Annotated in this window: 14 protein-coding genes, 1 tRNA gene and 2 rRNA genes; all 17 read right to left on the bottom strand. The window is 30.6% G+C overall.

The window, feature by feature from the left end; all coding sequences use genetic code 11:
* The coding region (locus FGK85_RS12495; protein WP_341472459.1) for a hypothetical protein at nt 1-375 on the bottom strand (375 nt) is incomplete at its 3' end.
* Between the two features lie 341 nt (nt 376-716).
* Nucleotides 717-1,718: a Gfo/Idh/MocA family protein gene (locus FGK85_RS12490; protein ID WP_138207126.1), complete on the bottom strand. Its 1,002-nt coding sequence runs from the start codon at nt 1,716-1,718 to the stop codon at nt 717-719.
* 4 nt (nt 1,719-1,722) lie between these two features.
* A complete protein-coding gene (locus FGK85_RS12485) occupies nt 1,723-2,964 on the bottom strand; it encodes a metal-dependent hydrolase family protein (protein ID WP_138207124.1) in 1,242 nt (413 codons plus the stop codon).
* A gap of 224 nt (nt 2,965-3,188) precedes the next feature.
* Nucleotides 3,189-3,635: a GNAT family N-acetyltransferase gene (locus tag FGK85_RS12480; RefSeq protein ID WP_138207122.1), complete on the bottom strand. Its 447-nt coding sequence runs from the start codon at nt 3,633-3,635 to the stop codon at nt 3,189-3,191.
* A 51-nt stretch (nt 3,636-3,686) separates the two neighbouring features.
* Entirely contained in the window at nt 3,687-4,676 is a 990-nt protein-coding gene (locus FGK85_RS12475) for a biotin--[acetyl-CoA-carboxylase] ligase (protein ID WP_138207120.1), read from the bottom strand.
* Between the two features lie 15 nt (nt 4,677-4,691).
* Nucleotides 4,692-5,123 carry a dUTP diphosphatase gene (gene dut, locus FGK85_RS12470; protein WP_138207118.1) on the bottom strand — a complete coding sequence of 144 codons (432 nt, stop codon included), beginning with the start codon at nt 5,121-5,123 and terminating at the stop codon, nt 4,692-4,694.
* A gap of 142 nt (nt 5,124-5,265) precedes the next feature.
* Nucleotides 5,266-5,946, bottom strand: coding sequence for a CPBP family intramembrane glutamic endopeptidase (locus FGK85_RS12465; protein ID WP_138207116.1), 681 nt, complete (start codon nt 5,944-5,946; stop codon nt 5,266-5,268).
* On the bottom strand, nt 5,939-6,367 hold the full coding sequence (locus FGK85_RS12460; RefSeq protein WP_138207114.1) for a HepT-like ribonuclease domain-containing protein: 429 nt from the start codon (nt 6,365-6,367) through the stop codon (nt 5,939-5,941). The genes FGK85_RS12465 and FGK85_RS12460 overlap by 8 nt, the downstream gene beginning before the upstream one ends.
* Nucleotides 6,360-6,728, bottom strand: coding sequence for a nucleotidyltransferase family protein (locus FGK85_RS12455; protein WP_138207112.1), 369 nt, complete (start codon nt 6,726-6,728; stop codon nt 6,360-6,362). The genes FGK85_RS12460 and FGK85_RS12455 overlap by 8 nt, the downstream gene beginning before the upstream one ends.
* 503 nt (nt 6,729-7,231) lie before the next feature.
* Nucleotides 7,232-7,396 (bottom strand): hypothetical protein, encoded by a 165-nt coding sequence (locus tag FGK85_RS12450; protein WP_341472487.1) that lies wholly within the window; start codon nt 7,394-7,396, stop codon nt 7,232-7,234.
* Nucleotides 7,397-7,678: 282 nt separating this feature from the next.
* Entirely contained in the window at nt 7,679-8,632 is a 954-nt protein-coding gene (locus FGK85_RS12445; protein WP_138207110.1) for a zinc-binding metallopeptidase family protein, read from the bottom strand.
* Nucleotides 8,633-8,952: 320 nt separating this feature from the next.
* Nucleotides 8,953-9,951 (bottom strand): M42 family metallopeptidase, encoded by a 999-nt coding sequence (locus tag FGK85_RS12440; protein ID WP_138207108.1) that lies wholly within the window; start codon nt 9,949-9,951, stop codon nt 8,953-8,955.
* Nucleotides 9,942-10,982, bottom strand: coding sequence for a M42 family metallopeptidase (locus FGK85_RS12435; RefSeq protein WP_138207106.1), 1,041 nt, complete (start codon nt 10,980-10,982; stop codon nt 9,942-9,944). The genes FGK85_RS12440 and FGK85_RS12435 overlap by 10 nt, the downstream gene beginning before the upstream one ends.
* A gap of 228 nt (nt 10,983-11,210) precedes the next feature.
* Complete coding sequence (locus FGK85_RS12430; RefSeq protein WP_243122878.1) at nt 11,211-12,353, bottom strand: mechanosensitive ion channel family protein; 1,143 nt, start codon at nt 12,351-12,353, stop codon at nt 11,211-11,213.
* A 361-nt stretch (nt 12,354-12,714) separates the two neighbouring features.
* Nucleotides 12,715-12,790: transfer RNA gene (locus tag FGK85_RS12425), tRNA-Lys, on the bottom strand.
* An 8-nt stretch (nt 12,791-12,798) separates the two neighbouring features.
* Nucleotides 12,799-12,915: ribosomal RNA gene (gene rrf / locus FGK85_RS12420) — 5S ribosomal RNA — on the bottom strand.
* 142 nt (nt 12,916-13,057) lie between these two features.
* A 23S ribosomal RNA gene (locus FGK85_RS12415) occupies nt 13,058-13,226 on the bottom strand; the annotation flags it as partial.

The following is a 13,226-nucleotide window of genomic DNA, read 5'->3' as shown; positions in this document are numbered from 1 at the left end:
TATGGCAACTACTTTTAATTTATCTATAGTACCATTTCTAAATACTTTATTTTTTACAATGGTTTTTATTATATGTTTATGAATTTCTTTTAATCCATCTAAATCAAAATCACTTAAGGAGCGCCTAACGGCATCAATGCGTGGCATTTTAGTTTTTTTAGGTATTACTTTTTTAAACTTGCCTTTTTTAAGCCAATGTTCTAATCTATTGAAACTTCTTATCTGAAGCATAAATCCAAATAACACCACGAAGGTAATTGTTGAAATTTTTACATCAGATTTTATTCTTTTATCTTTTAAGTTATTGATTTTTTCACCTATATCGTATACCTTATTAATATAAGTAAGTAATTGTTTTAAATAACTTTTACTCATTTTATCAGCATCCTTTTTAAGTTGGTTTCTAGTAAAAACTATTATAAAAAGGATGCTTTTATTATGCAAATTTTTTCTCTAAAATTTCCAGCAAAAATCAGAATTTATGGTTTTTAACCTAACCCTCAATCATTCATTATAAATCAGCGGGCTCACGCCCCAAAAATTTTTAAGTGCTAAACTTCTGAATATTTTTAATAAATGTGAACTGGTAATTTGTCAAAAAATAAAGGGACTGTGGCATTAAAAAACTTACATATGGTATATTGTTATAAAGATTTAAATCTAGCACAATATATCCTAGTATTTATTCTTAATGCCACAGCCACTTTAAGAAATAGCTATTTTTTATTTTTATCTGCTGGAAAAACTAAACCTATTTTGTCTCTCACCGAGTCCATTATTTCCATAACTAATTTAGAATTCTCATAAGAATTAATGCTGGACTCTGTTTTATTTTCCTTAATTAAATTTATAAAATGCTGTACTTCATAATACATATCATCTTTTATTTGATTCTGCGTTAAGTCTTCTTCTTCCCCGTTTTTTAATAGTATTTTTACCTTTTGAAAATTATTCATTGTTTCTATTGTTATAGAACCCTTTTCTCCTTGTATTTCTGATGGTATATAGGAATTAGCAATTTTTGAATACATGATTAGGGCATCCATATTGTCATATTTAAATAACACACTGCCCTCACCATCTACTCCCGACTCTAACATCAAGGCATTGGGCTTTATTTCCTTTGGTTTTCCAAACAAATTTACCATTGGGTGAATACAATAAACCCCTATATCCATCAATGCTCCATTAGACAATTCAGGTTTAAATGCATTTAATATTATTCCTTCTTTATACTTGTCATACCTAGATGAATACTGACAGAAGTTACCAAAATACCTTCTTACCTTACCAATTCTATGAAGATTTTCTTTAATCACTTTAAAGTTAGGTAAATGGGTAGTTTTCATAGCTTCCATTAAAAGTACATTGTTTTCTTTAGCAGTTTGTATCATTTCTTCAACTTCCATGCTGTTAGATGCAAAGGCTTTTTCGCACAATACATGTTTTTTATTTTTTAAAAATAAAATGCTCTGCTCTTTATGGAACGCATTGGGGGATGCAATATACACAGCATCTATTAAATTGCTTTTTGCCATTTCTTCTAAATTTGTAAACACATTAGTTACTCCATATTTTTCAGCAAAAGCTCCTCCCTTTTCTTCATTTCTTGAATAAACTGCCACCAAACAAAAATCCTCTAGTTTTGATGCTCCATTTAAAAACCACTCTGTAATTTTGCTTGTACCTATAACACCAAATCTTATTTTTTTACTCACGTTTTTATTCCTTTCTTTTAACAAATTTACCTTCCTTCATTATGACTTTCATTTTATCAGTAGCTACATTATGAATATCCTCTAATGGATTGCCATTAATTACAAGAAGGTCTGCAAATTTACCCTTTTCTAAAGTCCCTGTAATATCATCTATTCTAAGCATTTCAGCTCCATTTTTAGTAGCTGCCATAATTGTTTCCATTTCTGTTAATCCTGATTTATTAAGTGTATACATTTCTGTAATAGCATATTTACCATATGGTGTTAAACTACTGCAGAAAGAGTCAGAACCAACGGTAATTCTAATTCCCTTTTTATTTGCTTTCTGTAAATTATCTATTATACGATTTAATTCTTTTTCAGCAGTGGTTTTACCTGGATAATTGTCATGAACTGGTCTATATGGTGGTTCATATACAGTAAACCATTCATAGAAGAACTGTAGCGTTGGACAGAAAGTTATGTCCTTTTCCTTCATTATTTCAAGACACTCATCATTTAACTCTTGTCCATGAATGATTGCAGAAACTCCTGCCCTGCAAGAATTAAGTGCTCCCTCATAACCTTCAGCATGAGACCATACAGGTAGGCCTACCATGTTACATTCATCAACTACTGCTTGAATTTCTTCCATGCAATAGTGTGAATCAGCCTTTGCATCATGTCTCCAAATTCCTCCACCTGTAGACCATATTTTAATGGCATCTGGATTTTCACGAATTCTTCTTCTTACTGCCTTTCTAAGATCCCAAGGACCATCCACACGCTCAGCCCAAGGATGTGAATCATTGTTATACTCTAATGGCAACTTATGAGAGTCCCCATGTCCTGCTGTTCTGCAAAAACCAAGTCCAGATGTAACCACACGAGGTCCTTCAATAACTCCCTCTTCAATCATATTACGAATATGTATACCTGAACGTGAAATTTCTCCTACAGATGTTAAGCCATGCTCAAGTGCTTCACGGGCTTGTGCCACTGCCACAATAGTCTTTTGTATAACAGGCTCAAGTACCCAATCTGTATCATCATCAGTTCTATTTCCACTAAAATGAAGATGGGTATCTATTAAACCCGGCATTATGGTTTTTCCCTTAATATCAATTTTTTCTAATTCCTCATCAATATCCTTCATAGCTCCGGCATATTGAATTTTTTTGTCCTCAACAATTACTAGTGAATTTTCTATGGGTTCTTTTCCAGTACCATCTATCAACAATCCCCCTAGAAATGCAATTTTACTCATAGTTTTCCCCCCTAAGACTTTATGTATTCTCCATTTATTCCTTTAACAATTTATAGTTTATGCTTTTTACAAATCGTTATCAAGTTACCTCTGCTATAAACAACTATGGGATTTTAATTTTAAATAAATTATAAATCCTAATTTTATTTGCTAAATTTAAAGATATCACATACCAAAATAAAATTGAGAAAACAAAATAAAGTGTACCCAAACACCTATTATATTTAATTAGAACTGTATAACATCTCTATATGAGGAATATCATCCTCTAAGTAAACCTGAGAAACTTCTTTAAAACCTAAACTTTTGTAAAAACCCTTTAAGTATTCCTGGGCTGAGATTCTAATTGAATTCTCTCCTAAATTTTCTTCTATAAAATGTATCGCCATTAGCATTCCTTCTCTTATTAAGCCTTTATTGCGATACTCTTTTTTAGTTAAAACTCTTCCGATAGAAATTTCCTTATAAGATATTCCTTTTTCCAAAATCCTTAAATATGATATAATCTTACCTTTAGCAGTATAAAACAAATGGTATGCATTTTTATCCTTGCCATCACAATCCTGATAAGCACATTTTTGTTCTACTACAAAAACTTCATTTCTCATTTGCAATATCTCATATATTTCTTCTGTACTTAATTGGTTAAATTTTTTTATACTCCAAGCCATTTAAATCTCCCCTCTAAATCCTACATGACTAAAGTTTTTCTATATGGTTATTTAGTCCACATACCCATACATTCCTCTGATGGATACTTCTCCAGAAATAATTTTTTCTTCCTTTCCATCTTGACACCTTACAACTAGTCTGCCTTCTTCATCTATGGTTATTGCTTTCGCTTTTCTTACTTCATTTCTTCCTATAATTTGAATTTCTTTTCCTAATAATATAGATTTTTCTCTGCATATATCTAATGACTTCTCTATATCGTCTTCTTTTACAAAGCTTTCATAAAGATTTTCAAAATTATTGAGTATTTTTCCTACTAATTCTTTTCTATTAATACTCTTACCTTTTTCAATCTTTAAAGAAGTAGCTATATCCTTAAGCTCCTCTGGAAAATCCTTTTCTTCTAGGTTCACATTTATACCTATTCCTAGTATTACATAGTTTATCTTATCTAGTTCTCCGCTCATTTCTGTTAAAATTCCACAGACCTTTTTACCCTCTACAACTATGTCATTAGGCCATTTTATATAACCTTTTATTCCTATTTCCTCTATAGCCTTAGCTGCTGCTGCCGCTGCTACTTGAGTAACCATGCAAACTTTAACAGGATCTATATCTGGTCTTAAAATTATGGACATCCATATGCCCTTATTCTTAGGTGAAGTCCAATTTCTACCCAATCTTCCTTTGCCTTGGGTTTGCTCTTCGGATATAATAACTGTTCCCTCTGGCTGTCCCCCTGCTGCTAACTCCTTAGCTTTGGTATTTGTAGAATCAATAGTCTCAAAATGTACTATATTTCTTCCCATATATTTTGTATGTAGATATTCATCTACTTCCTCTCCAGTAAGACTATCTGGAACTTCTATTATCCTATATCCTTTTCTGGACACAGACTCTATTCTATACCCATCTTCCTTTAAACTATTTATATACTTCCAAATTGCAGCACGAGTTACCCCAAATTCCTTACTTATATCTTCTCCTGAAAGAAATTCTTGTCCTGAGTTTTTTAAAAGATGAAGAATTTTCTCTTTCATTTAGTCACCTTCCTTCTATACTCCTGTAGAGCCAAATCCACCCTTGTCTCTTTCAGTTGAGGATAGATTTGAAGCTTCCTCAACTTCTACCAAAAATACAGGTTTAATAACCATTTGAGCTATTTTCATACCTTTTTCAACCTTAAAAGAATTTTTTCCATGATTTATTAATATTACTCCAATTTCTCCTCTATACCCTTCATCTATGGTACCTGGAGTATTTAAAACTGTTATGCTATTTTTTAGCGCAAGCCCACTTCTAGGTCTTATTTGAGCTTCTGTGCTCTTTGGTAATTCTATGCTTATGCCTGTATGTACAAGCTTTGTTTCCCCAGGTAATATCTCAATTTCATCTACTGAAAATAAATCTAATCCCGCATCTCCCTCATGGGCATACTCTGGCATTTTTGCATCTTTATCTATTAGTTTAACCTTTAATTTATACATAATATCTTCCTTTCTCTATTTAATAAGCACGTATCTTTATTCTTTTATTACTTTGATTATATATAATTACTTATGCAGCTCTCGCAATTATAAAATCACAATTGAAGATTATAACTTTATCAAAATTCTGTGCCAAAGTTAATTATACTATACCAAACATTTTCATTCCAATTAACATTATAGCTGCATCTGCTAAAATATGAACTATCCATGAGTTGAAAAAATTCTTAGATTTTGTATCTATATAATCAAATATAAATCCTATTGTAATTAACCCAAATAACGCTAATAGTATTAGTTTTATATCAAACCAAGTTTTAAAAATAGCCATGTGGTACAAAGCAAAAAGTAATGCTGAAAAAACATATGCAGTTTTCTTATGGTTAATTTCATATAAATTCAAAAATATAAATCCTCTAAAAAAGAATTCTTCCAAAAATGAATTTCCAAAGGTTATGTAGGCCGCCACAAATAAAAAATTAACCGGCGTTACCTTAGATTTGTTTTGTAATTCCTGAGAAATGCTCTGTAGATTAATCACATCTTTTAATATAAAATAAGCAACTAAAATTACTATAAAGCTTATGCTCCCCAGTATAATACCTATTTTAATATTGTTTTTATTTGTCTCTTTACATCTTAAAGACGTGATTATATTTGATTTTTTATATAACTTCATGTAAATATATGGTATAAACGTAAATACTATTATTTTTGCAATTGTCTTGGTTAAATAATCTACCTTAATTACCTGCTCTACATAATACATAAAAAAGCAGGCTATTACTGAACTTATGAGTATGTATTTATATTTTTTATCCATAATATACTCCTCTAATACTTTCCCTTAATTCGCTAAAATATTTTAAATTAGTTTTTAAACTTTCAAAAAGTTCTTCATCTGTAGGCATTTTATATCTATGTGCTAATCTATTTCGTAATCTTCTAGATATAGTGTAAAATCTAAAAAAATCCTCTGTTACTTTATTTGAATTTTTAAGAACTTCCATTCCCTCTATTGCCGACATATCAATTTTAAACTTGTTTATTTTTTTTAAGTTTATAGATATATAATCCTCACACAATATATGGAAGTCCAAAAAGTAAGCCCTCACACTGTGATATAACATCTTTTTTAATTTTTCATCCGTACATCCTTCTATGGCTTTTATACATTCTCTAATATCAGTTTCTAATTCATTAAAATCTCCCACTAATTTTAAAATTCTATCCCTATTAATCAAACAAATCACGCTCCCTCAAACGAATGAAATCACTGTTCTCTCTAAAAAAGTTTTCAATAAAACTATAAAATTTCTCATAAGCATCGTTTCTACTATAAATAACCATAGCTTCATTTGCAATATTTTTTAATAATATTCTATTTGTATCCTTTGTTATCTTTACTAAATCCACTTCACAGTTTAATTTATTTTTTAAATTTTCTTCAAGTTCTAATTCTTCTTCTAATGTTAAATTTCCTATTACAAATATGTCATAATCCGAATATTCGTTGTAATCCCCTCGTGCCCTACTACCAAATATACCCACAGCGTCTACATTATATTTATTTACTTCTTTTTCTATTATAATTTTTTCATTCATTTAACTCACCAACTTTCTAAAAATATTTTTCTATATTTATACGAATTATTCCTTTATTAAACAGCTAAAATTATACTATATTTAAAATTCTACCCTGGTGCGTCTATTAAATACATTAACCAATACCTTAAAACATAAAACTAATATATGTTTAATATATATATTATATCAAATTACTTTTTTAATAGTGCTATTCATATTTAAATTAACATATTTTTCAATAATATAATAATAACTTTATATATAGGCATCATTTTTGGAATAACCAATATGGTAGTATGGTTTATTTTAAATTCTGAAATGTGGTTAATGTGAGTTCTACATTTACCATTAATCATAATATCTTTATATACATTTAGAATTTGTAACAACAAAATTATTACTTAAAAATACTATAAATATGAAAATTATTAGTTAAAAAAAGTATGGGCACTTAATTTACCCATACTTTTTATTTTTAATATTAAATTTTTAATTTTAGATGCTACACTAATAATGAAAATCTAAAATTTAAATGTATTCTCCACAACTCCAGGTAATACAGAATATACGGATTTACCCATGAGATTTTCAAAGTGATCCTTTATGCTAAAAATAGCCTTCCACTTTGGAATTATATAATCATTTAAGCCATGACGAAGTGCTACATCTATAAGCCTTTTTTCCATAAGACAACATCCATCTGGCAATGCTAAGGCATCGCAGAATTGAATTAATAGCTTCTTTTTCTGTAGGCATCTTGCCTAAATCTAAATTTTTCATTATCAATTCCCCACTCTTATATTCTTTATCCTTGATTTTAAATTATTGATTCTTCACTATTGAATTTTGGATTGTTAATTTAGATTTATCAATTATCTATTTATAATTTTGAGCTTTAAATTATAAATTTTATACCTCATCTTTAATTTTCAATGTATATTTGAGTTTTAAATCCTAATCTTAAATTCTTAGTTTAGTATTCCACTTACTACTTTTATAGTATCTTCAATATCCTTAACATCCATAACTTCTGATGAAGAATATTTATATCTTAAAGGTATTGATACAACTCCTGTTCTTATGCCGCCAACTTCTTTGTGTATCTTTCCTCCGTCAGTATTTTCTCTAGTAATTCCGTATTGAACTTTTACAGAAGCTTTTTCTGCTGATTCATCTAGTAAAGTTTTAACTCCAGCGTCTATTATTAAGCTGGCATCCATTATACTTATTACAGGGCCATGTGAAAGTTTAATTCTTCCATCTTCGCCTTTAACATCATCAGCCTTCATGCAATCTAAAACTACACAATAATCTGGCTCTATGGCATAAGCTGCAGCTCTTGCTCCTCTTCCCTCTAATTCCTTTTGGGTAGAAAATACAAAATAGTATTCCTTATTTAAATTTTTAGCTGCCTTTATTGCCTCAATAAGTACGTAGCATCCTGTTCTGTGAAGATTTGGTCCAGTAACTTTTCCATTTATCTCTGTTACATGGCCTGTAAAGCAAGCTACATCTCCCTCTTTTACCCCTTTTAGCGTTTCTTCTCTACTACTTGTAAATACATCTACATATATATCTCTTTCTTCTGGATTTTCCTTAGAAGCGCATAATCTTCCCTTGGCTCCACTTTGGAATGTAATCATTCGTCCTAGTGAATTTTTATAGTCTGTATTTCCAACAGTTCCTACTCTTACAAACCCATCATCTTCTACAAAAGTAGTCATAAATCCAGCTACGTCCATATGTGTACATATCATGACTTTTTCTGAACCTTGTCCCATTTTTACAATTAAGTTTCCTATCTTATCTTCTTTCATTTCACAATTTACATCTTTAAGCTCGTCTTTTATTATTTCTCTTACTTCCTTTTCTTGCCCTGCAACACCAAAAGCACCTATTAATTTATTTAAAAGTTTTTCCATATATTTTATTTAGTAAGAAGGTTTATTACATCTCCTACTAAAAATTCACTTCCTTTCCCTATATTTTTGCAGTTCTTAAAATTCCTTAATTCATTAACATTTTTAGATTATTAATATTCACTGACTTCTTCATGTTTATTAAATTTCTATATAATTCATAAATCACTAGTCACCATTTATAGATGTATTACTTAAATCTTTGTCATGGACAGCAATAATAAAATAGATATAACTTAAACACTTTGTCATAAATATCAATAATATAATAGATATACCTTATCCACAATATAAAATATTTTTCTGCATTTATCCACAAATTATTATAAAGTCTTTAGATATTCCTTCATTAACTTTACTGTATTTTCGTAATCATCTAAGCTTGCTACGGATACAGAAGAGTGAATATATCTACAAGGTACTGACACTGTAGCAACCTTTGCTCCGTCTCCTACAGTATGAATAGCACCTGCATCATTACCTCCAGCTATAGCTCTTCTTCTTTGATGTGATATACCCTTTTCCTCAGCAACTTTTATAATGGCATCAGTTATTTCATTGTTAAATATACTAGTCCTATCCATTATGGAAATAGCAGGTCCTTTTCCTATTTCTGTAGCCATTAAATACTTTGGAACTCCTGGCATATCCGCACAAATAGTTCCCTCTAAGGCTATACCTATATCCGGCTGAATATTGTAAGCTGAAACATATGCTCCCCTGTCTCCAACCTCTTCTTGAACATTAAATACTCCATAAAGGTCACAATTGTAATTTTCCTTTAATATTTCTATAAGCACTGCACAACCCATTCTATCGTCAAAGGCTCTTCCCTTTACAAGTCCTTCACCAAATTTTGAAAACTTAGTGTCGAATATAGCATACTCTCCTAGCTTTACTACTTTTTTAGTTTCTTCCTTGGAATTTGAACCTATATCTATGCAGCACTTGTCATAAGGCACCGGTTTTTTTCTTTCATCTTTATTTTGAAGATGTATTGGCTTAAGACCTATAACTCCAGGAAGCTTTTTATCTCCTATAAGTACCACTTTAGAAGGTATTATCTTAGGATTTATACCTCCAAGTGCTCCAAATCTTAAAGTTCCATCATCATTATATCCAGTTATTATAAATCCCACTTCGTCCATGTGAGCATCTACTACAACTTTAGGCCCATTGCCCTTTTTATGAGCAATTATATTTCCCATATTATCAACTTTAATATCATCTACATAATTTTTTATTTCTTCTTTAATAATATTTCTAACTTCTCCTTCATAACCTGAAGGGCCTACTGCATTACACAATTTTTTTATAAGCATAGCAATCCCTCCACTTCTTCCTCTTTTATTTCTTCTATAAACTTAGCTATTAGCTTTCCTGTATTCTTAATGTCTTCCATATTAGCTACCTCCACTGAAGTATGCATGTACTTTTCTGGAATAGATATTAAAAGTGTAGGTATTCCCCCTCTAGTTACTTGGATATCCCAAGCATCTGTACCTGTACTACCTGGCTCTACTTCAACGCTATATGGTATTTTATATTTATCAGCCGTATCCATTATTCTCTGTCTAAACTTAGGATGAATATTAGGTCCTATACATATACAAGGTCCATCCCCTAATGTTCCTTCCTTTTCTTTAATTCCCATAGGACCATTGTCAAAAGTTACATCTATGGCTATAGCCATGTCTGGGTGTATATCATAACTGGACATTTTAGCTCCCCTATGACCTACCTCTTCTTGGCAGGAGCATACAAAGTAAACATCTAAATCATGATTTACATTAGAAAGTTCTTTAGCGCAAGAATACATAGCTACAATAGCAGCTCTGTCATCTATAGCCTTGCAGCTTACATTATTATTTAAAAGCTCATAAAAATCTCTTTTTAAAGTTACGAAATCACCTATTTTCACAATTTCCTTTAACTTTTCAGTGGAATATCCTGTATCAATAAGAAGCTTATCTGCCTCCACTGCATTTACTCGCTCTTCTTCATTCATAAGATGAGGTGGTTTTATACCTATAACTCCCTCTATAGTTTCCTTTCCATGAATTATAACTTCTTGAGAAACTAAAGTCTTAGGATCTATTCCTAGTGGCTTAAATTTTAAAAAGCCTCTTTCACATATCTCTGTTATATTTAAAAATACCTCATCTGCATGTCCCATAAGCATAATGCTTTTGTTGCCTTTACCTTTTTTATGTATATACAGATTGTTTAAATTACCTTCCTTTACTTGTCCATATTCCTTGAAGGCTTCTTTTATTTCTCCATGAATCCAATTTTCTCTTCCACTTGGCCCATGAGAAGTGCAAAGATTCCTTAGTAAATCTATTTCCTTCATAATTACCCCTCCTTCTTTAGTCTATAATTAAACTCTGCAATTTTATAAAAAACCTTACTTTTCATATTTCTACACTGCATTTCTATTTCCTTTATTAATTTAGAAAAGGTTTGAGGTTTTGGTAAAAACAAAGTCGTGTATTAACATAAGTACTTTTTCCTTATATTAATACACGACTTTAATTTATACAAATATTAAATTTACGGAATTAACTCCATGTAAATGCTGCTATTCCATTTTATCTTTAGTATCACCTTTAGCTTTATCCTCTATATACACACTAGTACTAGGGAACGCTATGGAAACACCATTTTTCTCTAATATACTCATAATTTTAAAATTTATATCCTCTTTTATTTCTAGGTACCTAGCTAATTCAGCTGTATTTATATAAAAATTTAAAAATATATCTAAGCTGCTAGGTGCAAACTTATCAAAATTTACTATCAAAGACTCCCTATTAACCCAAGTATTATCTTTTAACATTTTCCTTATTTCTTCTACAGATTTTTTAATTTTATCTACTGGAGTATCGTAGGTAATTCCCACATTAAAATTAGCCCTTCTTTTTACTCTTCTGTTCCAATTAGTTATAGGTTGATTGGCTAAAGTAGAATTTGGAACCACAACTAATCCCTGCTCAAAGGTTCTTATCCTTGTGCTTCTAAAGGATATGTCCTCTACCACCCCTTCTACACTAGGAGTGTATATCCAATCTCCTATGTTAAAAGGCTTATCCATAAGTATAACTATGCCACCAAATATATTAGCTGCGGCATCCTTAGCTGCCAGTGCAAAAGCTAAACCTCCAAGTCCAAGCCCTGCAATAAATCCTTGTATATCATAACCCCATTTTTCTATAACCATTATAGTTGCAAATGCAACAATTAAAAATCTAATTATTTTAGCCATAAAAGGAAATAATATTTTATCTAAATTAAGATCAAATTTTTCTCCCATTTTATCAAATAATATGGATGAGCCCAAGGTTAAGTTATACAGTCCCCAAGCTACAATTATAATTATTGACGAGCTAAAAAGCTTTTGCATAAATGGAGATGTGGCATATCTATCTCCTAATAATTGCATTCTCAAATATGATATAGAACTATATATACCTAAAACTAAAAAGAACATGCTTAAAGGCTTTTGAAATGCTGTAAATATCTTAGAGTTTAATTCTGCCTTTTTCTTGCTAAATATTTTAAGCATTAAATTTAATAAATGCTTAGAAAATATCTTTCGAAGAGCCATAAAAAACAAAAATATTATAAAAGCTATGCCTATTATTTTTAAAGTCTCATAAGAAAAATACTTAGTAAGTCCCTGAAATTTTTCAATAAATACACTTATTGATAGAATAGAATTCAACACTGTCACTTCCTTTGCATTTAAATATAAAGTAGCTAAAATATCTGTATACTACAGGTAATTACTAATAAAATAATAACTGCAAAAATTTAATTTTAATTAATATCCTCACTTTTTTATATCCAAGCCATATTTAAATTATATTTTAACATATATATCTAAATTTTTTAATATGGCAGTTTAAAATATTAATACTTAAGTTTCCTTTAATTTAATCTTGCATAGTTTAACTTTTTCTATACTTGCTTACGTTTGGCTGACGATGCTTAATTAAAATATAGGTTGTATAATATCATTACTAAAACAATTGATTATATATATTCAATTAAAAAAAACGTATCTCTAACTGAGATACGTTTCTTGGTGATCTACCGGGGAATCGAACCCCGGACACCATGATTAAAAGTCATGTGCTCTACCGACTGAGCTAGTAGATCAAGTTTTGACCTGGCGACGACCTACTCTCCCACAGGGCTTCCCCTGCAGTACCATCGGCGCTTTGAAGCTTAACCGTCCTGTTCGGAATGGGAAGGGGTGTTACCTTCAAGCCATAATCACCAGATTCTTTGTAATTATTAGGTACTAGGTACTAGATTCTAGGTTCTAGGTACTAGAATAAAAGAACTTTATTGTTCTTTCAAAATTGCACAGTGTGGAAGAATCTTTTAATTGTCAATTGTCAATTATCAATTGTCAATTATCTTTTGATCAAGCCCTCGACTTATTAGTATCGGTCAGCTGAACATGTTACCATGCTTACACCTCCGACCTATCAACCTGGTAGTCTTCCAGGAGTCTTACTAGCTTACGCTATGGGAAATCTAATCTTGAGGTGGACTTCACGCTTAGATGCTTTCAGCGTTTATTCCTTCC

The sequence above is a fragment of the Haloimpatiens lingqiaonensis genome, from assembly GCF_901447495.1.
GTDB lineage: Bacteria > Bacillota > Clostridia > Clostridiales > Clostridiaceae > Haloimpatiens > Haloimpatiens lingqiaonensis.
This window is presented reverse-complemented; position numbering and strand designations above follow the sequence as displayed.